General features: G+C 70.6%; 21 protein-coding genes. 2 read left to right on the top strand and 19 right to left on the bottom strand.

What is annotated here, in order from left to right; genetic code table 11:
* Positions 1-55: 55 nt before the first annotated feature.
* The 10 genes from SD460_RS09355 to topA all read right to left on the bottom strand — a co-directional run bounded on the left by SD460_RS09355 (position 56) and on the right by topA (position 13,159).
* On the bottom strand, positions 56-2,305 hold the full coding sequence (locus tag SD460_RS09355) for a type I restriction-modification system subunit M/S (protein WP_290056038.1): 2,250 nt from the start codon (positions 2,303-2,305) through the stop codon (positions 56-58).
* The gene (locus tag SD460_RS09350) at positions 2,305-2,949 is read right to left on the bottom strand and encodes a hypothetical protein (RefSeq protein WP_290056037.1); all 645 of its coding nucleotides are present in this window, start codon (positions 2,947-2,949) and stop codon (positions 2,305-2,307) included. The genes SD460_RS09355 and SD460_RS09350 overlap by 1 nt, the downstream gene beginning before the upstream one ends.
* A gap of 385 nt (positions 2,950-3,334) precedes the next feature.
* Positions 3,335-4,540, bottom strand: a complete 1,206-nt coding sequence (locus tag SD460_RS09345; RefSeq protein WP_318306068.1) for a DNA polymerase III subunit delta' — start codon at positions 4,538-4,540, stop codon at positions 3,335-3,337.
* Positions 4,537-6,672, bottom strand: coding sequence for a bifunctional MFS transporter/dTMP kinase (locus SD460_RS09340; RefSeq protein ID WP_318306067.1), 2,136 nt, complete (start codon positions 6,670-6,672; stop codon positions 4,537-4,539). Before SD460_RS09340 ends, SD460_RS09345 begins: the two co-directional genes overlap by 4 nt.
* A 148-nt stretch (positions 6,673-6,820) precedes the next feature.
* Positions 6,821-7,438 (bottom strand): hypothetical protein, encoded by a 618-nt coding sequence (locus SD460_RS09335; protein ID WP_290056034.1) that lies wholly within the window; start codon positions 7,436-7,438, stop codon positions 6,821-6,823.
* Between the two features lie 291 nt (positions 7,439-7,729).
* Positions 7,730-8,521, bottom strand: a complete 792-nt coding sequence (locus tag SD460_RS09330; protein WP_290056033.1) for a hypothetical protein — start codon at positions 8,519-8,521, stop codon at positions 7,730-7,732.
* Positions 8,514-8,690, bottom strand: a complete 177-nt coding sequence (locus tag SD460_RS09325) for a hypothetical protein (RefSeq protein WP_290056032.1) — start codon at positions 8,688-8,690, stop codon at positions 8,514-8,516. Before SD460_RS09325 ends, SD460_RS09330 begins: the two co-directional genes overlap by 8 nt.
* Positions 8,683-9,474 (bottom strand): ESX secretion-associated protein EspG, encoded by a 792-nt coding sequence (locus tag SD460_RS09320; protein ID WP_290056031.1) that lies wholly within the window; start codon positions 9,472-9,474, stop codon positions 8,683-8,685. The genes SD460_RS09325 and SD460_RS09320 overlap by 8 nt, the downstream gene beginning before the upstream one ends.
* A gap of 86 nt (positions 9,475-9,560) precedes the next feature.
* Positions 9,561-10,163, bottom strand: coding sequence for a hypothetical protein (locus SD460_RS09315; RefSeq protein ID WP_290056030.1), 603 nt, complete (start codon positions 10,161-10,163; stop codon positions 9,561-9,563).
* 140 nt (positions 10,164-10,303) lie between these two features.
* A complete protein-coding gene (gene topA / locus SD460_RS09310; protein WP_290056029.1) occupies positions 10,304-13,159 on the bottom strand; it encodes a type I DNA topoisomerase in 2,856 nt (951 codons plus the stop codon).
* 298 nt (positions 13,160-13,457) lie between these two features.
* On the opposite strand from topA, the gene SD460_RS09305 reads away from it, so the two are divergent.
* Complete coding sequence (locus SD460_RS09305) at positions 13,458-14,264, top strand: S1 family peptidase (RefSeq protein WP_290056028.1); 807 nt, start codon at positions 13,458-13,460, stop codon at positions 14,262-14,264.
* 18 nt (positions 14,265-14,282) lie between these two features.
* On the opposite strand, the gene SD460_RS09300 is transcribed toward SD460_RS09305, so the two are convergent.
* From SD460_RS09300 to SD460_RS09290, 3 genes are all read right to left on the bottom strand, one after another.
* Positions 14,283-14,933: a hypothetical protein gene (locus SD460_RS09300; RefSeq protein WP_290056027.1), complete on the bottom strand. Its 651-nt coding sequence runs from the start codon at positions 14,931-14,933 to the stop codon at positions 14,283-14,285.
* Positions 14,934-14,984: 51 nt separating this feature from the next.
* Positions 14,985-15,572, bottom strand: a complete 588-nt coding sequence (locus SD460_RS09295) for a hypothetical protein (RefSeq protein ID WP_290056026.1) — start codon at positions 15,570-15,572, stop codon at positions 14,985-14,987.
* A gap of 148 nt (positions 15,573-15,720) precedes the next feature.
* A complete protein-coding gene (locus SD460_RS09290; RefSeq protein ID WP_290056025.1) occupies positions 15,721-18,015 on the bottom strand; it encodes a sodium-translocating pyrophosphatase in 2,295 nt (764 codons plus the stop codon).
* Between the two features lie 349 nt (positions 18,016-18,364).
* On the opposite strand from SD460_RS09290, the gene SD460_RS09285 reads away from it, so the two are divergent.
* The gene (locus SD460_RS09285) at positions 18,365-20,779 is read left to right on the top strand and encodes a DEAD/DEAH box helicase (protein ID WP_290056050.1); all 2,415 of its coding nucleotides are present in this window, start codon (positions 18,365-18,367) and stop codon (positions 20,777-20,779) included.
* An 84-nt stretch (positions 20,780-20,863) separates the two neighbouring features.
* Here SD460_RS09285 and SD460_RS09280 read toward each other — a convergent pair whose 3' ends face one another.
* From SD460_RS09280 to SD460_RS09255, 6 genes are all read right to left on the bottom strand, one after another.
* Positions 20,864-21,481, bottom strand: a complete 618-nt coding sequence (locus SD460_RS09280; RefSeq protein ID WP_290056024.1) for a bifunctional DNA primase/polymerase — start codon at positions 21,479-21,481, stop codon at positions 20,864-20,866.
* A gap of 1,008 nt (positions 21,482-22,489) precedes the next feature.
* A complete protein-coding gene (locus SD460_RS09275) occupies positions 22,490-22,855 on the bottom strand; it encodes an Rv3654c family TadE-like protein (RefSeq protein ID WP_290053035.1) in 366 nt (121 codons plus the stop codon).
* A complete protein-coding gene (locus tag SD460_RS09270) occupies positions 22,848-23,201 on the bottom strand; it encodes a TadE family type IV pilus minor pilin (protein ID WP_290053034.1) in 354 nt (117 codons plus the stop codon). Before SD460_RS09270 ends, SD460_RS09275 begins: the two co-directional genes overlap by 8 nt.
* Positions 23,198-23,377 (bottom strand): DUF4244 domain-containing protein, encoded by a 180-nt coding sequence (locus SD460_RS09265; protein ID WP_290053032.1) that lies wholly within the window; start codon positions 23,375-23,377, stop codon positions 23,198-23,200. The genes SD460_RS09270 and SD460_RS09265 overlap by 4 nt, the downstream gene beginning before the upstream one ends.
* A gap of 24 nt (positions 23,378-23,401) precedes the next feature.
* A complete protein-coding gene (locus SD460_RS09260; RefSeq protein ID WP_290053030.1) occupies positions 23,402-24,112 on the bottom strand; it encodes a type II secretion system F family protein in 711 nt (236 codons plus the stop codon).
* On the bottom strand, positions 24,109-24,867 hold the full coding sequence (locus SD460_RS09255; RefSeq protein WP_290053028.1) for a type II secretion system F family protein: 759 nt from the start codon (positions 24,865-24,867) through the stop codon (positions 24,109-24,111). The genes SD460_RS09260 and SD460_RS09255 overlap by 4 nt, the downstream gene beginning before the upstream one ends.
* Positions 24,868-24,873 lie beyond the last annotated feature (6 nt).

The raw sequence follows: 24,873 nt of genomic DNA, 5'->3' as shown, positions 1-24,873 counted from the left end.
TGCGAGGGCAGTGAACGAACCCCGCCGGGAGCTTTCCCGGCGGGGTTCTTCGCGTTCAGTCGCCCTCAGGCGCCATCAGCATGGGCAGAACAAGAGCCTGGAGCCGCTCCGCGGTCGAGCTGATCTCCCCGTGCAGTGCGGCCGCGGCCCGGAAAGGTTCCAAGGTCTCGACGATCGCGCGCTGCACCGGCAAGGGTGGGAGCCGGAGCGGCATGGCTCGCAGAGTCCCGGCGTTGACGTGTTTGATGGCGGTGCCGGTGGCGTGCTCTGTGAGCCATCGAACGACCGCGGGACTGCTCAGGTAGTAAGTCAGGAACTCCGGGTTCACCTGGTCATTCGGACGGAACCCGACGCACCCGGGTCCGAGCAGCCAATCTGTCTGCTCTTCGGTCACCAGCCCGAACCGGCCGAGTGTGCCGGTACGCGCGCTGACCACGTCCCCCGCCTTCAACCGGTACCTGTCCATGCGGGCGGCCGTCGGAGGGGGGACGACCTCCAGCTCCCGGGTCGTGATCCGGTTGTCCCTGATGTTGCGAGGCAGCACCAAGGGCGTCCACCACGGTTCCCGACCCTCCCTCGGCACCGCGCCCGGCCCCGCGAGCACGTCGCACACTGTTCCGAGTGCGACAGTCTGTCCGGCGCGCTCAAGACGCCAGCCCGCGACGAGTGCCTCCAACGCTGACTCGAGCCTGGCCCGGACGTCCCAGGCGCGCTCATCGAGTTCGCGGATGGCCTCCCACGAAGCGTCGAGTTCCCGGGTGACGACGCCGGCGTCGACGTGGCCGGGTGCTTCCCCGACGTAGCGACCAGGGACGAGGCTGAAATCGTTGCCGTCGATCACCTCGAGGTCGGCGGCTCGCGAAAAACCGGGCACCCCCCTGAACTCGTCGAATGTGCGGCGGTCACGCCAGCGCCGATATTCATCGCGGATCTTGGTGATGTCGTCCTCGCTTAGCCGTCGCTCGGCGCGCCCGACGAGCTCGCCGAGTGGCCGCGCATCGATGAACAGCACCTGCTGCGGGCCTGGCCTGTCACCAATGCCTCGAAGCACCCACACCATGGCGGGAATCCCGGTGAACTTGAACAGCTGGGGTGGCAATGCGATGACGCACTCGACCACCCCACTCTCGACCATCATCCTGCGTATTGCCTGCTCCCGGCCCTGCTGGGAGGACGCACCCGTCGGCATGATCACCGCGGCCCTCCCCGTCGGCGCCAGCTTGTCCACCACGTGTTGCAGCCAGGCGAAGTTGGCGTTGTGCGCAGGAGGCTCACCGAACCGCCACTCCCGGGGCGCGGGCGAATCCAGGTGCGCGTTGAACGGCGGGTTCGCCAAGATGCGGTCGAAGCGGCGGTCGGGGAACAGATCCTTCTCCAACGCGCTCATCGGACCGGCGATCTCGGCCGGGACACCGTGCAGCGCGAGATTCATCTTGCTGGTGAGCAACGACCACGTCTGCGATGCCTGTCCGTGCACGCGCCAGCCGTCGGACGCAGCCGCGCTACGGCTGATGCTTGCAACCACAGCAGTCAACAGCTCGCCGGAGCCGCAGAAGGGGTCATACACCTGATCGGACAGTCCGGGTTCGAGCACTTCGACCAGCACCCTCGCCACATCCGGCGGGGTGAACTGCCCGCCACCGCGTCCCATGCGTCGTTCGAGCTCCGCCAGAATCGCGTCAGCGATCCGCGCACCGGTCGACTCCGGACCGACGGCGTCGCCGAAATCGATCTCGTCGATCTGCCGGGCCGCGCTCAACAGGGCTGGGTCGGAAGCCTGCTCGAACATCCGGAAAACCGGTATCGCCTGGCCGCCCGCGGTGGGGAGCGAAACTTTGGCCAGCGCCGCCTGCGCCGCGGGCCAACTGGCGGCCGCGGAGATCCGCGGCCATAAGTCGGCCCGGCATGTCCTGACGTACACGAGTCCGAGCAGGTACTCGAGAGCGGACGCAGTATCGTTCCCGCCCCGCAGGTGGCTCAAGGCCGACCACAGCAGCGCCGACCAAGACGGCGGTGCGGGCCTGGCTGACGTCGGCGCGAGCGCGGAAGCCACCTCTCCGGGCAGGCCGACATTGGCTCGGAGGCGATCCCCGTAGGTGGCCCCCGGCAGTTCGTCCGGCTTCAGCCGGTTCTTCGGGATCTTCCGCTTCCGTAGCCAGCTCGCGACTTCGTCCTGGTCGAAACACTCCTGCCCGGACACCACACGCGGCTGCGGGAAGTCAGGGTATCGGGCTCGCCAGTTGCTGACCGCGCTCAGCCGGACTTCGGCACCGTTCGCGATGTCTGTCAACGACAGATCACTCATCACCGCCCACCTTCCGGAGGCGCCGGGCGCTGCTTCAACGTCCGCTCGACGCGGTCGTACGACTCCAGCTGCGTGATCATGGCAGGCGAAAGGTAACCCAGCACGCGCCGGATCGTGCGGTGATCGGCTTCCAGATGGCGGTGGTGAATGGGCTCGTGGTGCATGATCCGGTTCCGGAACAGCAACACGGTGGTCAGGTCGTGGTGCAGTGCGCCCCGGCCTCCGGGGTAGCGAGGGAACACCTTGTGCAAGCACGGCACCCAGAGGTCCCGGGTGTAGTTGCGACTGATCAGCGACACCCAGAAACCGAGGGAAAGCTCGGCCACGACGTTGTCGGCCGTGCCAGGACGGCCACGCTCGGCCAGTTTCCGTCCGGCGTCGGCCACGAGCTGCGGTCCCTTCTTCCGGAGGGGCACGACCGACCACCAGTCGTCCCGGCCGAAGCTCTCGCTGAGCTGCCGGTGGAGCGCGTTGCGCAGCGCCATTTCCAGGCAGTGCAGGGGAACGTAGAACGCGGCCGAGACGTCGACGTTCCACCAGTACAGTTCGATCGCCGCCGCCAGGTCACCACCGGCCTTGGCCAGGTACGGCGCAAAGCGTGGTGACGACAGCGTCTCAACGACCCAACCCGGCTCGGTGCTCATCCTGTGCCTCCATCGACTTCATGGCAGCACAAAGATGTGCTACTGTTCAGGGGTACGCCCCGGGTTCGCCTCTGCTTCGGCATGCCACCCGGGGCATCGCTTTATTCTGCCGCCGAGCTGCAGCAGCGCCGCGGCCTTCACCGTCTTGCTCGTATCCTTGGTCGCCCCTGAAGACTAACGCGGCGCTTCGCCCACTTCAAGTACTTTGAATACACAAAATCTGTGAACCGTGCCCATGTGTCATGTTCACACCCGCTGAATGTCGCTTCTGAAGGGATAATCGCTGGTCAGAAGCAGCTTAAGCGAAGGGTCTGCTGAGCGAAGTCGATAGCTGCCGTCGCCAGGCCAACTGGCCCGAGGTTCACAGTTCGCCGCAGCGGACCACTCAGCCCTGGCGAAGCGTCGTGACCATCGCCTCGACGGCGATGCGCGGCTTGACGTTCAGGTCGATCGCCTCACGGCACTCCAGCACCGCTTCGAGCCGGCGGAGCGTCGATTCCGGCGTCCACGACGAAGCCGCTTCGTGGATCTGGTCGGCGTGGTCCGGGTGGTTGAGCGTCGCGCCCGAGCGGGTCGTCGTCACCAGGACGTCGCGGTAGAAGCCGGCGAGGTCGACCAGCGCCAGGTCGAGCGTGTCGCGCTGGGTCCGGGTGGCGCGGGACTTCTGCTTCTTCTCGAGCTGCTTGACGGCCGCTTCCGCGGCCCGCTTGGCGCCGGCGACGCCCTTGCCGATGCCGTCGCCGCCCATCGCCGTGCGCAGTTCGTTGCGCTCGTTCTCGTCGCGGCCCTTGCTGGCCTCGCCCGCGTCCGCCTCGGCCGCGCTGATCAGCTGGTCGGCGCTGGTGAAGACGTCGCTGGGCCGGCGAAGGCCCAGCGGGATCCGCAGCACGGTGGCTCGGCGCTGCCGCGCGGCCTCGTCGGTGGCCAGCCGGCGCGCGCGGCCGACGTGCCCGCCGCAGACCGAAGCCGCCCACTGCGCCCGCTCCGGGTCGACGTGGTCGCGGCGCACCAGGACGTCGGCGATCGCCTCCGGCGGCGGCGTCCGCAGCGACACCAGGCGGCAGCGCGAGCGGATCGTCACCGAGACGTCCTCGGGGTGGTCGGACGGCGCGCAGAGCAGGAAGACCGTGCGGTCCGGCGGCTCCTCGACGGCCTTCAGCAGGGCGTTCGACGCGCCTTCGGTGAGCCGGTCGGCGTCCTCGATGACGACGACCTGCCAGTTGCCGGTGGTCGGGCGGCGCGCGGCGGCCTGCACCAGCGCCCGCATCTCGGCGACCGAGATCGACAGGCCTTCCGGCACCACCAGCCGGACGTCGGCGTGCGTGCCCGCCATCGTCGTGTGGCAGCCGGGACAGGCGTCGCAACCGGTGCCGGTGCTGCACTGCAGGGCCGCGGCGAACGTCCGCGCGGCCACCGAGCGGCCGGATCCCGGCGGGCCGGTGAGCAGCCAGGCGTGCGTCATCGCCCCGGGCGGGGCGGGTTCGCCGGCGACGATCTTCGCGGCGGCCGACGCGGCGGCCGCCAGCGTCTCGACCGCGGCTTCCTGGCCGACCACCTGGTTCCAGACGCCGATGCGCTCGGTCGTCGTCACTTCACCTCCACGCGAGGCTCTTCCGGGGTTTCGACGGGCAGCGTTTCTACGGGCAGGGTTTCGTCGATGTCCAGCGGGAGCGTCACCGGCTTCTCCGTCGTCGGCGCGAGCGCGGCCAGGCGGCCGACGAACACGGCGCGCAGCGCGGTGCGGATGCGCTCGGCGACCTCGGCGTCGGTGCCGTCGGCGTCGATCACGACGTACCGGTCCGGGTCGGCCGCGGCCATCTCGGTGAGCAGGTGCTGGACGCGCCACTGGTCGTTCATCGCGGTCGACTTGTCGCGCGGTGCCCCGTTCGGGGCGGAGTCGAGCAGCACGGTCAGGTCCGGGCGCAGCCGCCCGGTCGCCCAGTCCGCGAGGCCTTCGAGCTCGTCGCTGTCCAGGCCGGCGACGGCGGACAGGTGCGCGAGCGGCGAGTCGACGAACCGCTCCATGACGACCACCGAACCGGCGTCCAGCGCCGGCTGGACGTGCCGTTCGACGATGTCGGCCCGCACCGCGGCGGCGGCCAGCGCCTGGGCCCGCGCCCCGGTCAGCGAGGCGCCGGAGACCAGCGCGGTGAGCCGCTGGTCGTCGAGCGCGGGGTCGGCGGCGACCACGACCGGGCGGGTGCCGCCGCGCATCCAGTCGGCCAGGTTGACGGCCTGGATCGCGGTGTTGATCGCGGTGGTGCCCTCGACGGCGATGAGGAAGCCGTTGACGCGGCGCGGGGTGCGGCGCAGCGCGTTGCGCAGGTCGGACAGGATCGGCTCGGTGCGCTTGTCGTCCATCTGCCGGTAGGCGAAGACGCCGGCGATCAGCGCGATCGCGGCGCCGCCGAGCATGACCGGCCGGGTGCCGTCGATGGTGAGCGGGCTACCCCAGACGGTGATCGTGTGCCGCTGCACCAGACCCACCAGCACCGGCACGGTGACCGTGGTGCCGAACAGCACCAGCTTCATCATCAGCTGGTAGATAGCGTTGATCCGGCCGCGGATGGCGTCCTCGACGCGCGAGCCGATGATCGTGACACCGGTGAGGAACGCCGTCCCGGCCCAGATGCCGACGGAGCAGACGGCGATCAGCGCGACCGCCAGGTGCGGCGACAGCGCCACCACCAGCAACGAGAGCGCGGCGGCGATGATGGAGATGCCGAACAGCCGGTCGTGCGCCAGGCGCCGGGCGAGCTTCGGCGCGAAGGCCATGCCGGTGGCGAGGCCGAGGAAGACGGCCAGCACCAGCAGGTTGAACGCCGAGTCGCCGGCCAGCAGGCTCGAGGAGTACGGCTTGGCCGAGCCGATCACGGCCCCGCCGGCGGCGAACGCGCCGAAGGCCCCGACCAGCAGGCCGCGCACGAGCGGCGTGCTGCGGATGAACCGGAAGCCGTCGGCGATCATCTGGCCGATGCCGAACTTCTCCTCGTCGGCCTGCTTGACCTTCTGCTCCGGCAGCGCGTGGACGTTGCGCAGCGAAAGCTCGGGGATCCGGGTGGCGATGAGGATCGCGCTGGCCAGGTACAGCAGGCCGGTGATGATGACGACGAGCTTCGCGATGTTGAGGCTCGGGTCGCCGGGGAACAGGTGGAAGGTCGTGTTGACGCCGGTGATGGCGGCGTTGGCGCCGGCCGCGGTGATGACGGCGAGGCCGTAGGTCATCACCATGCCGAGCTGGTTGGCCGTCTCGACCTGGTCGGGCCGGCGGAGCAGGTTGGGGACCGCCGCCTCTTTCGAGGGGATCCACATGCTCGACGCGCAGCCCACGAGGAAGTTGCCGGCGAGCAGCCACCAGGGCGCGCTGACGATCGCGATGGACAGCAGGAAGCCACACCGCAGCAGGTCGGCGACCACCATCACCTTGCGGCGGTCGAACCGGTCCGCCAGCAACCCGCCGATCGGGGCGAACAGCAGTCCCGGCGCCAAGCCGGTCAGCACCACGCCGACGAACGCGAAGTTCTGGGCGAAGTAGTTGTCCGTCAGCTTCGTGGCCAGGCCGGTCAGGGCGAGGATGTTCAGCCAGTCGGCCACGCTGCACAGGTACGTGACGCCCCAGAGCCGCCGGAACGGTTTGATCGCCAGCACCCGCCGGACCCGGTTGATCGTGGACGCCTCGGCACCCGACGACGCACCCGGGCCGGCCCCGGGCACCGATCGCACGCCCTCGCTGATACGCCCACCCCACTAGTCACCGCGGCGCCGGACGCCCTCGTGAGGTAGCCCGACCGTGAAGTCAGGGTAGCCCGATCGGCCCTTGCCTCGCGGACGGCCCCGAGGTGCCGGTGGGGTGGGGAACAGCCAGCGAACGCTAGTCGAACAGTCCGGTCACACTGCTGACCAGGCTGGAGACCATCTCGATGGCGACGAAACCGAACACGATCAGCAGCACCACGGCGAGCATCACGCCCGCCGCGCTCGACGACGGCCGGTTGAACGCCGGTATCGAGACCGACGGCATCTTCGGCAGCTTCCGCCGCTTGACCGGCACGAGGTCGACGTCGTCGACATCGTCGTCCGGCAATGCCTCCTGCCGGACGGGCCGCATCAGCTGCGGCGGCCGGGTCGGCCAGGTGCGCTGCCGATTCCGTTGCCGCGGCAGCACTCCGAGCGGCGGCTTCTCGCCGTTCGCCGCCAAGGTGCCGGCGGGCGGGATCGCTTCCGGGGCCTTCGCCCCGATCTCGCCCTCCTCGCGCAGCGTTTCCTCGACCATCCGGCGCACGACCTCTTCGTCGGGCTGCACCGGCCCCGCCACCGGGAAGGCGACGGGTTCCTGGCCGTTCGGAGCCGCGGCACGGGGTTCCGGCGCCGCGGTGACCAGCCCGGAGACCGGGTCCGCGAACGTCTCACCTGGTGCTTGGGACAGAGTGCCGTCGCGCTGAGTGAGCTCGGGGGCATTGAAGAAGGGAGCCTCACCGTTCGCGCTCATGGTGACCACCTCACTACTGAATGTCCTCGCCTTTCCAGGGTAGCGACGATGGCGGATAACGCATCCGCCCAATGGCTCTGTCTGTAATGGAGGGTCGGTCACGCAGCGCAAGCCCGTACCCGAACCCCCTGCAGTGTCCAGCCCGCCGGTGGCCCGGTCGACCGCCGTTGGTGACAGATTGTAGTGAGACCGGTCACAGGGGCCCGGAGACGGCCACACGAGACCGGCCACACCCTGGGTGTCAAGATGGCCAGTTTCGCGCGTGGCGATCGAGCCCGGATGGAGTACCGGTCAGGGCACCTCCTCCTGTCCGAGGTCGATCATCTTCCGGCACCAGTCGCGGAGCATCCCGCGGCTGAACGGGCTCAGGACGAGCTGGCGCCGCCCGTCACCGCGATCCAGCGCCGCCAGCGCGAAGCGGCCCAGGTCGGTGTCGACCAGGACGAAGCCGTGGTCGGGGAATTCCGCGCACAACCCGCCGAAGGCGAGCATGTCGAGCACGGCCGTGCCCGAGCGTGGCCGGGCCAGCAGCTCCCGCATCGCCCAGACGTCGGCGTCCTGGCCGTCGTGGACCAGGCCGTCGTCGTCCACCGACAACCAGATCGCCCGCGGCGAGGCACCGAACGGGACCTCCGGCAGCTCCGCGATGAGCATCTCCGGCAGCTCTTCGAAGTCGGCGAGGTGGATCGCCGTCCGGCCCGGGAGCGAACCCATCATGAAGGCCCGCTCGCCGTCCGCGTAGCACCGGATGTCCGCGGTCGCGGGCCCTTCGTCGAAGACGCCGCACAGCGCCGCCCGCACCGAACCACGCAGCATCAGCGAGACGACCTCGAAGCCGAGCTCGTTGAGCTCGCCGGCTTCCCCGAAGGGTGTGCCCTCGATCCAGGCGGCCCAGGCCATGTGGCGTTCGACCTCGTCGATCAGGTCCGCGGGATCGTCGGAGACCGGGCCGTGGACGAGGATGTCGTGGTCGCTGACGTCCGGGTTGTACAGCCGGTCGACGGGCTCGCGGTCCGGCATCGCCGCCAGCACCGGCCCGGCGGCGAGCTCGAGCAGCTCCCGCGCGGCGGTCCGCTCAACCATGGCCTTGCACCTCCTCTCCTTCTTCGTCACCGGTGACTCCGCTACGCGGGATCGGCACGTCGCTGATCAGTTCGGCCGCCGCCAAGATCGCGTCGCGGACCGTGAGGTCCATCAGGGCCGGCTCGAGTGCCTCACCGCCGGCCGGCGAAGTCGCCGCGGGCTCAGGCATGGCTCTGCACCGCCTCGACGATCCACTGCTCGGCGGTGCTCCTCGAGGCCGGACCCCACGTGACCGTCCAACGGCCGGTGCGGTCCACCGCCGCGCTGAACTGGTAGCGGCCGAGGTCGTTGTCGACCAGCCCGAACGCTCCGTGCGGGTACTCCGCCAGGATCGCGTCGCGGACCGCGAGGTCCACCAGCACCGTGCCCAGCCGCGGACGGGCCGCGCACTCGCGGATCAGCTCGACCGCCCGCTCGCAGCCGCCCGGGATCAGGCCGCGCTCGTCCGTCTCGATCCGCACGTGCCGGCCCGGGCCCGGCGGCCGGTCCGGCAGGCCGTCGAACACCCAGCCCGGCAGCTCGCTGAGGAAGCCCGACCGCAGCCGCGCGCGGTTGCCCAGTTTGTGCAGCACCGTGGTGTAGTCCTCGTCGCCGAAGAACCGGACCTCCCACGGCTCGTCACGGGCCGGGAAGACCCCGGTGACCACGCCGCGGATGAAGCCACCGCGCAGCGCCCGGTACAGCCCGACCGCCTCGGCCGTGACCTCGCCACCGGGGGCGAGGCCGATCGCGGCCATCCCGGCGACGAACCGGGTGTACTGCTCCACTTCGTCGGCCAGGCTCAACGGCGGTGAAGGACGACGACCCGGGAGCGGTCCGGTGTCCGCCAGCACGGGCGGGATCTCGAACTCGGGGTCGTAGAACTCCATCACCGAGGGCCGCTCCGGCACCTCGGCCGACAGCGGGGCGATGACCTCGTCGATGACGTCGAAGACGGCGACTGAGTTGTTCACCCTTCGATTGAACACCCTGGCACCGACAATTTCTCGCACATGTGTTCGACCGGGTGACATCGTTCGGCAAACGGTCGGCGAGCGGTTCAGACATGCGCCGGCACCCGCCCTTCGACGACCTCGGCCAGCGCGTCCACGCTTCCGGGCAGCCACCAGAACCGGCGACGGCCACCTCGGCGTCCGCCCAGCACCGCCAGGTGCCGCCCGCGGTCGTCGTCGACGAGTGCGACCACCTCCCACGGCCGCCGAGGGCCACGGGCGAGGTCCACCTGGACCGTGCCGAGCCGGGGTCTTCGGAGCTCCTCCACGAGGTCGAGCACCAGGCACTCCTGCCCGGGCTCCAGAACCCCGCGCTCGTCGGCGTCCAGGTACAACCCCTCGCCGGGCGCCGGCGGCCGGAGCGGCAGCCGCGCGAAGGCCAGGCCGAGCAGCTCCGCGATCGAGCCGGACGACGGCCCGGACCGCCGCAGGCCGTCGCCCGCGACGCCGAACCGCGTGCCGTCGTCGAAGAACGCCGACGTCCACGGCTCGTCGAACAACGCCACGGCGACGCCGCAGACGCCGTCACCAGCGAAGCCGGGGAGCGAATCGTGCAGGTCCAGCGCGGAAGGACTGCCCGCAGCCGCGGCGCGGACGGGCTTGAGGATCTTGGCGATCACCGTGTGCACGGTGCGTGGTGTTGTGGTCACGCGTTCATGAAACCCGGGACCACCGACAATTTCCCGAACATCCGTTCGAGGTGTCACCCGAAAGTGTGGCCGAACGCCGTGAAGGCCCCCTTACCAGGCAAAAACGCCGGCAAGGAGGCCTTCACGGACTTCCGGAGGTGCTACTTCGTCTTCGTCGCGGTGGACCGCTTGGCCGTGGTGGCCTTCTTGGTCGTGCCCGCCTTGACCGTCTTCGCCGTCGTCGAGGCCGGCTTCCGCGCCGGCGCCTTCCGCTTCGGCGCCGGCCCCTTCGCCCGCTTCTCGGCCAGCAGCTCGGACGCGCGTTCCGCGGTCAGCGACTCGATCTCGTCGCCCTTGCGCAGGGTCGCGTTGTACTCACCGTCGGTCACGTACGGGCCGAACCGGCCGTCCTTGACCACCATCGGCTTCTTCGACACCGGGTCCTCGCCGAGCTCCTTGAGCGGCGGCTTCGCGGTCGCCGACCGGCCGCGCTGCTTCGGCTCCGAGTAGATCTTCAGCGCTTCCTCGACGGTGATCGAGAACAGCTGGTCCTCGGTCGAGAGCGAGCGCGAGTCCGTGCCCTTCTTCAGGTACGGCCCGTAGCGCCCGTTCTGCGCCGTGATCTCGTCGCCGGACTCCGGGTCCTTGCCGACCACGCGCGGCAGCGAGAGCAGCTTCAGCGCGTCTTCCAGGCCGATGGTCTCGATGTCCATCGACTTGAACAGCGAGCCCGTGCGCGGCTTGGGCGCCTTCGCCTTCGCGGCCTTCTTCTGCGCGGCCGTGGCGTCCTCGGGGATCTCCACTTCCGGCAGCAGCTCGGTGACGTACGGCCCGAAGCGGCCTTCCTTGGCGACGATCTCGTGCCCGCTCACCGGGTCGACGCCCAGCGAGCGCCCTTCCTGCGGCGTCGCGAACAGCTTCTCCGCGATCTCCTGCGAGAGCTCGTCCGGCGGCAGGTCCTCGGGCAGGTTCGCGCGCTGCGAGTTCCCGTCGACCTCGCGCTCCAGGTACGGCCCGTAGCGGCCGACGCGGACCACGACGGTGTGCCCGTCGGCGTCGCTGAACAGCGGGATCGAGTTGATCTCCCGCGCGTCGATGTCCTCGACGCTGCCTTCGACCAGCTTCTTCAGCCCGCCCAGCCGTCCGATCGAGCCGTCGACGCCCATGTCGCCGCCGAAGTAGAACTTCGACAGCCACTGGCCGCGCTGCTCGTCGCCGTTGGCGATGCGGTCGAGCTCGTCCTCCATGCCGGCGGTGAAGTCGTAGTCGACCAGCCGCTCGAAGTGCCGTTCCATCAGGCCGATCACGGCGAACGCGACCCACGACGGGACGAGCGCGGAGCCCTTCTTCCAGACGTAGCCGCGGTCCTGGATGGTCTTGATGATCGACGCGTACGTCGAGGGGCGGCCGATGCCCAGCTCTTCCAGCTTGCTGACCAGGCTCGGCTCCGAGTACCGCGCCGGCGGCGACGTGGTGTGGCCGTCCGGGGTCAGGTCCGAAGCGGTGAGCGCCTGGTCCTTCTCCAGCACCGGCAGGCGGCTCTGCTTGTCGTCGGCTTCGCCACCGGTCTCGGTGTCGACGGCCTCGACGTACGCCTTGAGGAAGCCCGCGAAGGTGATCGTGCGGCCCGAAGCCGCGAAGGTGCACTCCTCGCCCGAGGCCGCGTTGCCGACGATGCGCACGGACATCGTGGTGCCCTTGGCGTCCGCCATCTGCGAAGCGATCGTGCGCTGCCAGATCATCTCGTAGAGGCGGTACTCGTCGGTGTCCAGCTCGCTCGCGACCTGGCCCGGCGTGCGGAAGACCTCGCCCGACGGCCGGATCGCCTCGTGCGCCTCCTGCGCGTTCTTGACCTTGCGCGTGTACTGGCGCGGCGACGGCGAGACGTACTCCTTGCCGTACAGCTGCGTGGCCTGGCTGCGCGCCGCCGAGATCGCCGACTCCGAAAGAGTCGTCGAGTCGGTACGCATATAAGTGATGTAACCGTTCTCGTACAGCTTCTGCGCGATCCGCATGGTGCGCTCCGAGGTGAACCGCATCTTGCGGCCCGCCTCCTGCTGCAGCGTCGAGGTCATGAAGGGCGCGTACGGCTTCCGCGTGTACGGCTTCTCCTCGACGCTCGAGACCTTGAAGTCACGCTGCTTGAGACCCTCGGCGAGGCGGCGCGCGTCGGCTTCCACCAGCACGCGGATCTCGTTGCTCGACGCCTTGAGCTGCCCGTCCGAGCCGAAGTCGCGGCCCGTGGCGAGGCGAGCGCCGTCCACGGCCACCAGGCGGGCCGAGAAGTTGCGCGGCGACGCCTCTTCCCCGGCGTCCATCGTGGCCGAGACGTCCCAGTAGGACGCCGAGGTGAAGCGCATCCGCTCGCGTTCGCGCTCGACCACGATCCGGGTCGCCACCGACTGCACGCGGCCCGCCGAAAGCTTCGGCATGACCTTCTTCCACAGCACCGGCGAGACCTCGTAGCCGTAGAGGCGGTCGAGGATGCGGCGGGTTTCCTGGGCGTCGACGAGGTCGGCGTCCAGCTCACGCGTCGAGTCGGCGGCGGCGCGGATGGCCTGCTCGGTGACCTCGTGGAAGACCATCCGGCGGACCGGGACCTTCGGCTTGAGCGTCTCGAGCAGGTGCCACGCGATGGCTTCGCCCTCGCGGTCGGGGTCCGTGGCGAGGTAGAGCTCGTCGACGTCCTTGAGCAGGCCCTTGAGCTCGGTGACCTTGGACTTCTTGTCCGGGGTGACCACGTAGAGGGCCTTGAAGCCGTTGTCGACGTCGACGCCGAGGCGCGCCCAGGCCTCGCCCTTGTACTGGGCGGGCACGTCGGCAGCGCCGCGCGGCAGGTCGCGGATGTGCCCGACGGAGGACTCGACGACATAACCGCCGCCCAGGTAGGGGGCGATCTTGCGGGCCTTCGTCGGCGACTCGACGATGACCAGCCGCCGGTGCCCGGCGCCGTTGTCCGCCGAGGCTCCGTTCTTCTTGGTCCGTGCTCCTGCCACGCTGTCCTGCTCTCCGCTCATCTCGTCCCGCGACCGGGACCAGGCCCTGCCCTGGGGCGTGGGGCCCGCGTCTTCGACCTGCCAGTGTGCACGCTCTCCCGGCTCGGACGGCGCGGAGGTGACCCAACACGCCGCCGGTCCTGTGTCCAGCGCATCGCCGCTGACCTCGGCGATGTTTCCCCAACGTACCTGCCACGTGATTTCGGCCACGTCCCGCGCAGCCTAGCGCGTGACCGTCCGGATACCCTCCGTTCGACGGTGGTGGGCGTGGGGACGTCAACGCTTCACTGGTTTCCCCGTCCAGCCGAAAGGATCCGCCATGACCCGACGCCTCCTCGGCGCCCTGCTCACCGCCGCGACCGCCACAGTATTACTGGGGACCACTCCGGCGAGCGCGGCCGCGGCGAACTTCGCCGGCACGGTAGCCCTGTCCAACTGTTCGGGTTCGGTGGTCAAACCGGCGGCGACGCCGGACACCGCACCCGCGCTCGTCATGTCCAACGGCCACTGCCTCGAGACCGGCTTCCCCGCCCCCGGCCAGGTGATCACCAACCGGTCGTCCAGCCGGACGTTCACGCTGCTCAACGCCAGTGGCGGCAACACGGCGACGCTGCGCGCCAAGAAGATCGTCTACGGCACGATGACCGACACCGACGTGTCGCTCTACCAGCTCACCACCACCTACGCGCAGATCAAGTCGAGCTACGGGATCTCGCCGCTCGAGCTGTCGAACGCCCACCCGACGGCCGGCGCGGCGATCGACGTCGTCTCCGGCTACTGGAAGCGCATCTACTCCTGCAACGTCGACGGCTTCGTGTACCGGCTGAAGGAGGGCAGCTGGACCTGGAAGGACTCGATCCGCTACACCTCCGCCTGCCAGACCATCGGCGGCACGTCGGGCTCGCCGATCGTCTCCGGCGGCAAGGTCGTCGGCGTCAACAACACCGGCAACGAGGACGGCGCGCGCTGCACGGACAACAACCCGTGCGAGGTCGACCAGGCCGGCAACGTCACCGTGCACTACAAGACGAACTACGGCCAGGAAACCTACGGCATCCCCGCGTGCCTCACCCCGGCCAACGAAATCGCGCTCACCCAGTCCGGCTGCACGCTGCCCCGGCCCTGACGCGGCTCTCGCACCCGGTCAGGCCGTGCTCGTCACGGCCTCCGGGTGCGGGACCGGCAGCGGCTCCGCGCCCGGCCACGCCGCTTCGGCACCCGGCGGCGGCTCCCCGATCAGTTCCAGCAGCGCCTCCATGCGGCGTTTTCCGGTGACCTTGACGGCCGGGACCTCGGCCTTCGGGCCGGTCAGCTTCGCCGCGACCCCCAACGGCGTCAACGCATCGACCAGCCGCTCGTGCATGGTCGGCGCGAGCGGGTCGACGCCGAGCAGGTAGCCCTGCGTGCCGGGGCGGCCACTGGCCAGCGCCCACATCCGCAGCATCGCGCCGCTCAGCCGGAAGCCGTCCGGCACCGCCTTGCCCGAGTCGTCCTCGACCGGGCCCGCGCAGCCCTCACGCAGCCACCGCAGCGCCAGCGGGAGCAGGTCGACCCGGAACGACGTGCGCACCTGCGGGCGGCCGCAGTCGGCCTTCGAGACCTGCGCGTCCGCGCCGCGGCAGCGGAACTCCCGCGCCAGGACGTGCGCGCGCCACGGCTCCTCGACGACCACCGACAGCCGGGCGGCGGTGCGCCCGAAGCCGGTGATCTGGCCGTGGCAGCACAGCAGGCCGGCCAGGTCGCCCAGACCCGGCCCACTGGCCTCGGCGGAGAAGAGCGAGATCGTCCGATCCACCGCGCCATACTAGAACACAAGTTCGATTCGCGGCAGTACTCGACGCGATCTTCAGCCAGGCGGTTGATCCAGCTGCTGGCAGGCCGGGGCGCGCAGCTCCGCCGCCGCCAGGGCCGGAACACCCTTGAGGCCCTTGAGGTAGTCGAGCGCGTCGATGCGGTCGAGCGTCGCCCTGGCCTCGCCGAGAGCGGCCTTCGTGGCCGTCGCGTCGCCGCGGACGGCGTCGATGCGCTGACGCGCCTTCTCGGCCTGTTCGCGGATCTCGGTGAACTGCCCGATGACGTCCGCGCGGCCGCCGTCCGCCGACGGCACCGGTGGGGCGCCGAGCGCGTTCAGCCCGGCGAGACTCTGGTCCAGCCCGCCGACCACCGAGGACAGCAGGTCGCTGGACGTCAGGGAAGCCTGCTGCGGCGTGCTCGGGTCGACGGTCGGCAACTCCGCCAGCGCGCGGACCAGGTGGGTCACCGCGCCGCAGTAGCCGTCCGCCCATCTCGCCGCCGGATCGGCCTGCGGCACCACGGTCGTCACCGACAGACCCTGGTCCCGCGCCGGGGACTGCGTGGCGGATTGCCCGCACCCGGCGAGGCCGATCGTGATCGTTGCGGTCAGGGCGGCGAAAACGGTTGACCGCGGCCGCACCTGTGCACCTCCTGCTCGACGACGTCCCGGAAGGGCCGACGGTACCGACTCGGCACCGCTTCGCAAGTCGCCGTGCCTGTGTGGGATGTCCCGACACGCCCCGGGCCCGGCACGCGACGCTGCGTGCCGGGCCCGGGGACGGTGTGCGTCAGGCCTTGATCTCCGTCGGGGTGTCGGACAGGACCGTCCCCCGGCGCTTCGAGACCACGATCGCCGCCACGATCACGGCGACCGCGACGAGCGAGATGATGATCCGCACCGCGGTGTTCTGGTCCGGGCCGATCGAGAACTGCACGACGGCGGGCGCGATCAGCACCGAGACCAGGTTCATCACCTTGATCAGCGGGTTGATCGCCGGGCCGGCGGTGTCCTTGAACGGGTCACCCACGGTGTCACCGATGATGGTGGCCTCGTGCGCGGACGAGCCCTTGCCACCGTGGTTGCCGTCCTCGACCAGCTTCTTCGCGTTGTCCCACGCGCCACCGGAGTTGGCGAGGAAGATCGCCATCAGGGTGCCGCAGGCGATCGCGCCGGCCAGGTAACCGGCGAGCGCGCCGGTGCCGAGGCCGAAGCCGACCGCGATCGGGGCGAAGACCGCCAGCAGACCCGGCGTCGTCAGCTCACGCAGCGAGTCGCGCGTGACGATGTCGACGACCTTGCCGTACTCGGGGCGGGTGGTGCCCTCCATGATGCCCGGGATGTCGCGGAACTGGCGGCGGACTTCGTAGACCACCGCGCCGGCCGCGCGGGAAACCGCGTTGACGGCGAGACCCGAGAACATGAACACGACGGCCGCACCGATGATCACGCCGACCAGCGTGTTCGGGCTGACGACCTCGTTGACGAACGACTTGGCCGCATCGAGGCCGGTGACCACGCCGTTGCCCATGCCCGCGAGCGTCTTCGTGATCGCGTCCGAGTAGGAGCCGAAGAGCGCGGTCGCCGCGAGGACGGCCGTCGCGATCGCGATGCCCTTGGTGATGGCCTTGGTGGTGTTGCCCACCGCGTCCAGCTCCGTGAGGATCTGCGCGGCCTTCTCGTCGACGTCGCCCGACATCTCGGCGATGCCCTGCGCGTTGTCCGAAACCGGGCCGAAGGTGTCCATCGCGACGATGACGCCGACGGTGGTCAGCAGGCCGGTACCGGCCAGCGCGACGGCGAACAGCGCGACGCCGCCACCGAGCAGGTACGCGCCGAAGACCGCCGCGCCGATGACGAGCGCGGTGTAGACGGCGGACTCGAAGCCGATCGAGATACCGGACAGGATGACCGTCGCCGCACCGGTTTCCGACGTCTGGCCGACGTCCTTGACCGGCTTGTACTCGGTGCCGGTGTAGTAGCCGGTCAGCTTCAGGATGACCGCGGCCAGCACGATGCCGATGATCACCGCGATGGTCGCGATGACCGCCGGGTTGCCCGAGTTCTCGTAGCCCGCGCCGAAGTCGGAGAAGCTGCTCGGCAGGTACACGAACGCCGCGATCGCCGACAGGACGGCGGAGATCACCGCGGAGATGTAGAACGAGCGGTTGATCGTGACCAGACCACCCTCGCCCGGGCGCGCCTTGGTGATGTAGACACCGATGACCGCGGTGATGACACCGATGGCCGGCACGATGAGCGGGAAGATCAGGCCGTGCACGCCGAAGGCGGTGCTGCCCAGGATCAGGGCGGCGACCAGCATGACGGCGTAGGACTCGAAGAGGTCCGCGGCCATGCCGGCGCAGTCGCCGACGTTGTCACCCACGTTGTCCGCGATGGTGGCGGCGTTGCGCGGGTCGTCCTCCGGGATGCCCTGCTCGACCTTGCCGACCAGGTCCGCGCCGACGTCCGCGGCCTTGGTGAAGATACCGCCGCCGACACGCATGAACATCGCGATCAGGGCGGCACCGAAGCCGAAGCCTTCGAGCACCTTCGGCGCCTGGCCGGTGTAGACGAGCACGACGACCGCGGCACCGAACAGGCCGAGGCCGACGGTGATCATGCCGACGACGCCACCGGTGCGGAACGCGACGCGCATGGCCGTCTCGCGGCCGCCTTCCTCGCGCGACGCGGCGGCCACGCGCAGGTTCGCCTGCGTGGCCAGCCACATGCCGAGGTAGCCGATCGCGAACGAGAACGCCGCACCGACCAGGAAGAAGATCGAGCGGCCGATCTTCTCGTTCCAGTCGTCGGCGGGAAGTGCGAAGAGCAAGAGGAACACGATCACGCCGAAGATGGCGAGGGTGTTCCGCTGGCGCTTCAGGTATGCGGCCGCGCCTTCTTGCACCGCCTTGGCGATGTCCTGCATCTTGGCGGTGCCCTGGCCTGCGGCCAGCACCTCCTTGAGCAGGACGTAGCCGATGACGAGTGCGGCAAGCGCGACCACGGCGACTACACCGACAATCGTGTAGCCACCTCCGGAGAGCGTGATGTTCGCGCCCTCCGCGAGGAATTGCCGTGACATTCGTCCTCCAGGAGACGTCGCCGATCGCCAGCGTCGACGGCAAGCCGAGGGTTCGACACGGCCGACGCTGGCATGGACCCTGTACCGAGCGACACGCTAGCCGGGACGCAATGCACGTCTCACATGACGCTCACCACAGAGGGTGTGGATTGCGGGAGTGTATTGGTATCGCAACCAGCGTCTTCACGCCGTCCCGGTGACGGCACATTCCGTTACCTTGTGAGCCTCCTCACTTGATCGATCACCCTTCCGCCGATCCGTTGGCGCAGTTGGGGATGCGAGAACTGTCGTACCCCTGTGCCAAGCTCAGCTGGTGGAGGACTCGAGAGGGCGGCGGCTGCTGGGGCGGGTGACCGCCGGCATCCCTTCGCGCGAGAACCCGGTCACGCACGTAGCGGACCTCCCGGGTCGCGCGGCGGGTTACGCAGAGTGGCCGCCGTGGGCCGATCCGGCGGTCGTCGCTGCGCTGAGTAACTGCGGCGTTTCGGCTCCTTGGGCGCATCAGGCCGAGGCGGCTTCGCACGCGTACGAGGGTCGTCACGTCGTGATTTCGACCGGCACGGCGTCGGGCAAGTCGCTGGCGTACCAGCTGCCGGTACTGTCGCGGCTGGCCGCGGGCGAGAAGGCGAACGCGCTGTACCTGTCGCCGACCAAGGCGCTGGGCGCGGACCAGCTGCGGTCGGTGTCCTCTTTGGACGTCCCGGGCGTGCGCGCGGCGTCGTTCGACGGCGACACCCCGATGGCGGAGCGCGACTGGGTGCGTGCGCACGCGAACTGGGTGTTCACGAATCCGGACATGCTGCACCGCGGGATCCTCTCGGCGCACGGGCGGTGGGCGTCGTTCTTCCGGCGGCTCAGCTGCGTGGTGGTCGACGAGTGCCACAGCTACCGCGGGGTGTTCGGCTCGCACGTCGCCTTGCTGCTGCGCCGGCTGCGGCGGGTGGCCGAGCACTACGGCGCTTCGCCGGTGTTCGTGCTCGCGTCGGCGACAACGGCTTCGCCTGCTTCGTTCGCTTCGCGGCTGACGGGGGTGCCTTGCGTCGCCGTGACGGACGACGCCTCTCCGCGGGGAGCCCGCACGGTCGTGTTGTGGGAACCGCCGCTGCTGGAGGAATTGACCGGGGAGAACGGCGCGCCGGTCCGGCGTTCGGCCGGCGCCGAGACGTCGCGGATCCTCGCCGATCTCGTCGTCGAAGGGGCGCGGTCGCTGGCGTTCATCCGGTCGCGGCGCGGTGCGGAGCTGGCCGCGCTGGGTGCGCGTCGCATACTGTCCGAAGTGGACCCGGCGTTGGCGGAAACCGTTGCGGCGTACCGGTCCGGCTATCTTCCCGAGGAGCGTCGCGCCCTCGAAGCGGCGTTGCTGTCGGGGCGGTTGCTGGGTGTCGCGACGACGAACGCGTTGGAGCTGGGCGTCGACATCGCCGGGCTGGACGCGGTCGTGCTGGCCGGCTACCCGGGCACGCTCGCGTCGTTCTGGCAGCAGGCCGGGCGCGCGGGCCGGTCCGGCGATTCCGCGCTGGTCGTGTTCGTCGCGCGGGACGACCCGCTCGACACCTACCTGGTGCACCACCCGGCGGCGCTGCTCGAGCGGCCGGTGGAGACGGCGGTGCTGGATCCGGCGAACCCGTACGTGCTGGCGCCGCAGCTCGCGTGCGCCGTGGCCGAGTTGCCGCTGACGCTGGCCGAGCTGGAGGTGTTCGGCGGCGAGGCGGCGCGCGAAGTGCTGACCGAACTGGCGGAGCAGAAGCTGCTGCGGCGCCGGTCGAGCGGCTGGTACTGGACGTCGCGGGACCGGCCGCACGCCGAGGTCGGGATCCGCGGCACGGGCGGCGAGCAGATCGCCGTCGTCGAATCGGACTCCGGCCGGATGCTGGGTACGGTCGACCCGGGCTCGGCGTGCTTCGCCGTCCACCCCGGCGCGGTGTACCTGCACCAGGGTTCGTCATACGTCGTCGACGAGCTCGACCTGGAGACCGGGCTGGCGCTGGTGCACGCGGAGAATCCGGACTGGACGACGACACCGCGCGAGATCGTGGACATCTCGGTGCTGAGCACCCAGGAGAAGCAGGACTTCGGCGGGGTGAGCGTCTGCCTCGGCGAGGTGGCCGTGACGTCGCAGGTCGTCGGGTACCTGCGACGCCGGCCGTCCGGGGAGGTGCTGGACCACACGCCGCTCGACCTGCCGGAGCAGAGCCTGCGCACGCGGGCGGTCTGGTACACCGTTTCCGCCGAGTTGCTCGGCGGTTCTGCTGTCGATGGCGAGGCGGGGACCGGGGGCCATCGGGTGGGGACCGAATCTGCGGGGCCGGTGGGGACCGGGGAGGAAACCCTGGCGAGCGGTCGGGGGCCCGCTCACGAGGGTGGCAGGACACCGGGGGGTGCCGGATTGGTTCCGGCACTGGTCCCCGGTGCCCTGCATGCCGCCGAGCACGCGGCGATCGGCCTGCTACCGCTGTTCGCTACGTGCGACCGCTGGGACATCGGCGGGGTGAGTACCGCGTGGCACGAAGACACCGGGGAGGCGACGGTGTTCGTGCATGACGGCCATCCCGGGGGTGCGGGATTTGCCGAACGCGGTTATGCCGCGATTGTCCCGTGGCTGGCCGCAACGCGGGAGGCGATCGTCTCCTGCGAGTGCCCGACGGGATGCCCGTCCTGCGTCCAGTCGCCGAAGTGCGGGAACGGCAACGATCCGCTGGACAAGGCGGGTGCGGTGGCCGTTCTGGAAACCGTGCTCGGGGCGTTGCGTCAACACGGGAGCTAGAACGGCCACTTGGTGGTTCATGGAGTTGTGTCCTGCTCCGCCTCGGCCGGGCTGGGACCGGCCGAGGGCGGTGGTTCGGGTGGTTCAGGCCGCGGTGGTCTGAACCAGCTGCGGAGCTTCGGCACCGGCCAGCGCACGCACGAGCACGTCGTGCACCTCGGCGGCGTCCGGCAGCTGCCAGCCGCACACCTCGGGCTTGACGCGCCAGTGCACGACACCGTGCTGGAACGGAGACGGCGGCAGCGGGATGTAGCTGTCCTTGCCGTGCCACTTGATGGCGGCGCGGGACGCCAGCTCGGCCGGCAAGCGGTCGGCGACGGTGGTCAGGAAGAGCCAGCGGCCGTTCGGCAGCGCGATGATCGGCGCGGGGTGACCGAGGGCGCGGAGCAGGCGGCAGGCGCGCTTGCCGAGTTCGTCGTCGACCTCGATGGCGTCGAGCACGGTGCCGGTCGCGACGAGCAGGCTGTGGGTGCGGTCGGAGAACCAGGTGGCGACCTCGTGGGCGTGGGCCCCGATCTGCTCGCGCCAGGCGTCACTCGCCGGCACCGGACGGCGCCAGGTGAGGTCGTCGGCCTCGGTGAGCGGAGCGGGGTTGACGCCCGGGAGCACCGGCCAGCCACGCCAAGCGAGTCCGATCGCCTCCGCCCGCAGTTCGATGCGGAAGGCACCTCGCCAGCTGTCCGGCCAATTCGCGTCCAACATTGTCTTTCCTGTCTTAGGTTCCGGTTCTCCGCGACCCGCTAAACCCTGCCGTGGTGTCGCACATCTCACTTAACGGCAAGTTGCACATTGCCCGGAACCCCCACGCGACAACCGGTGGTTACGGGGCGATGAACGCCCCGTGATCTCTACGGCCCGACCGAACCCGAAGGCACGGATCGACGGCGAACGGCGACCGTGAACGGACCGTTCGTCGTGCGAATCCCCAGGACAGACCGGTGCTGTCGCCGGTGGGCGGTAGCCGTGACGAAGCTCTTCGGCCCAGGTGAGCGGGGTGTTCGACCGCTCGCCGTGCACCGACGACCGCTGCCCGTGACGATGGGCCGCTCGTCGCCGGGTCTCGGGAGCGTGCCGGTTATCGCCGCATACCGACCGGTCGGCGCGGACGAACGGCAAGGATTACCGGCGCCACCGATCGGCTCCGGTGACCGGCTACTGGCCACCGGCGGCCGGTGCCGGTGCCGAGCGACAGCGGCGGCGGGCGGTGGCGGTGCCGGTGCCGGTGCCGAGCGACAGCGGGCGGTGCCACCTAGCGGCGGCGGGCGGTGCCGAACGGTGGCGCCTGGCGGCGGCCAGAGCGGGCAGCGGCAGCGGCGGCCCGTGGCGAGGCGCGGGATGGCCGATTGGCCGCAACGGCAGTCGGCATGGCTTGCAACCGGCCGCAACGGCAGCCGGCATGGCTGGCAACCGGCCTCACCGGACGGCCCGCAGCAGCCCGCCACGGCGGCCCGGCGCTCCCAGTACCGAAGCCGGCCAGGGCGGCTGGCCGGCATCCCTGCACGCCCGCCGGCCGCCGGTAGCTGGCGGATGCCACCACACGCCAGCCAGGGTGGTCGGCGAGCATTGCCGCGCCCCGCGCCGGCAGCCAGCTGCGGCGCTCCGACGCATGCCGCGTGAGCGGGCGGTCACGCCGGGGCGCGCGGGTGGTGCCGGCCGCTGCGCGCCGCGGCGTGGGGATGGCGGGGGCTGCCGTGGTGGGCGGCGCGCGGGTCATGGGGGCTGGGCGGTGGGGCCGGCGCGGGCTCGGGCTGATGGGCCGGGCAGGCCGGCGAAACCGCCTGCTGGTGACTCGACCTCGATCAGGGCGTCCAGGCGTTGCCAGCGGCACGTCAGGAGCTTTACTCCCATCCGGTCGGTTACCCACCTGGCGCGTTCGCAGGCTTGTACCGGCCCTTCCGCAGCGTGGGAGGCCGCTGCCAGCGCTCCCAGGTCGGCCGCTGTCTCGGCTCGGTGGCGGGCGATCGTGGCCGCTCCGAGCCAGATGCCCAGGGTGGCCACGCTCGTCAGGGCCGCCACCGTCAGTGCTGTCCAGATGGTGGCCGCTCCGCGGTCCGCGGGTGGCCGGGGGTCAGCCATCTTCGGTTCCTGTGCCCGGCTCGGCCACCGCGTAGGCCGTCGCGTTCAGGTGGACTGACGGGAGCAGGCCGCCGGGTGGTTGGGCTGTCACCTTCACCGTTATCGCGTCGCCTGCGTGCTCGATCGTGAGGTTCGCGCCCGCCGGGGCGATCCGGTGGACGGCCGCTGCCGCTTGTTCGGGCTGGCCTCTTGAGAGGAGTCTCGCTGCTTCGCGGGCTGCGTCCGTGCAGCGCAGTTGGCCAGTCAAGGCCGTTAGGGCGGCTACCAGAAGCACTGTTGTCACCGTCAGGCCGGCCAAGCCGAGGGCGGCTTCGACCGTCACCGCGCCTTCGTCGCGGCGGGTCATGACGGCACCGTCAAGGCCTTCATGATCAAGTCCGTCAGCCACGAGACCGCTTTGTCTCCGGTGAGCAGTGAGTAGAGGACGGCGGCGAACGCCGCGACGGCCACGGTGACGATCGCGTACTCGACTGTCGTCGAGCCCTCGTCCGAGCGGGGGCGGCGACGGGTGAACAGGCGCATGGGTCTTCCCTTCGGTACTGGTGGTCAGAAGAGCGGGCCGAGGTGCTCGGCCAGGCCGAGGACGACCGGCAGCACGCCCAGGCAGAAGAACGCCGGCAGGAAGCACACGCCGACCGGGAGGGCGAGCGCCACCCCGGCCCGTTCGGCGCGCTCCTCCGCTTCGGTGGCCAGCTCGTCGCGGAAGCGGCCGGCGAGGTCGGCGGCCGCCGTGGCGAAGGCCGCGCCGGAGCGGGACGTCCGGGTGGCCGCGCCCGCCAGTTCGGCCAGGCCGGGGGTGGTTCGCACCGGTTCCCACGCCTCTTCCGGGCGGGAGCCGAGGGCCAGGAGGCCGGCGGTCGAGCGGAGTGCCTCGCTCGCTTCGGTCGGCGCTGCCTCGGCGACGGCGTCGAGCGCGGAAGGAACCGGTTGTCCTGCTCGCAGGCAGGCCGCCAGGAGGTCGAGCGTTCCCGCGAGCCTGAGCCTGGTCGCGATGTCCGTCGTCGGCGCGCGGGGACGGCGGGTGCGGCGGATGGCCCACCAGCCGGTGGCGGTCACGATCGCGCCCAGCGTCATCCCGGCCATCCCGCCGATCAACGCCGCCGTCGATACGCCGCCCACCGCCGCCGCGATGGGTCCTACCGCGCGGGGCCACTTCTTGGCGGGCTCGGGGCGAGGTCGGCCGAAGCGTCGCGCTGCCGTGTCGTCCGGCCAGCTGAGCAGCGCCGCGGCGACGAGGACGAGTGCCGCCGCGGTCATCGGATGCGCACCTTTCCCGTCAGCGCGCGGCACCACGCCGTTCCGGCCCAGAGCAGGACGCTGCCGGCGATCAGCAGCAGCCCGCCCGGGGTGGTCCCGGTCAGCACGGACAGCGGGGCCGCGCCCATGGCCTGCCCGAGCAGCAGGCACAGCGCCGGGAGGCCGGTGAGCACCGCCGCGCTCGCCCGGGGACCGGCCAGCTTCGCGCGCATCCGGCGGGCGAACGCCAGACTCGCTTCGGCGTCGCGTCGGGCTGCGTCGAGGACATCGGCCATCGGCAGGCCGTAGCGCTTGCCCAACGTCCAGGCCGCCGCCAGTTCTGGCAGGGCCGGTGCGCGCAGTTCACTGTCGAGCCGGGCTGCCGTCGCCAGCGTGCGGAGGTCGTTTGCCAGCGCCGGGACGACGTCCGCGGCCGCTTCCGCCGCAGTCACGGGGTGGGCGCCGGAGCGCAGCTCGGCCACCATCGTCCGCAAGGCGGTCGCGGTGTGCGCGGCCATCGCGAGTTCGGCCGTGGCGCGCCGGTGGGCTCGCCACTCCTGGCGCCATGCCAGCGTCAGGACGCCGGCGGCGATCGCGCCGGCGACGCCGGCCAGCAGCCCCACGAACGCCGCGGGAAGCAGCCAGCGGGCGACGCGCCACACGTCGGGAACGCGGAGCGTCGTGGGTGGCTCGACTGCGGCTTGGAGCCGGTTCGGTGGCGCGGGCCAGCACGCGAGCGCCGCGCCGACGCACAGCGGGAACCACGCCGTGATCACCGGCGT

Source organism: Amycolatopsis solani, from assembly GCF_033441515.1.
Classification (GTDB): Bacteria; Actinomycetota; Actinomycetes; order Mycobacteriales; family Pseudonocardiaceae; genus Amycolatopsis; species Amycolatopsis solani.
This window is presented reverse-complemented; position numbering and strand designations above follow the sequence as displayed.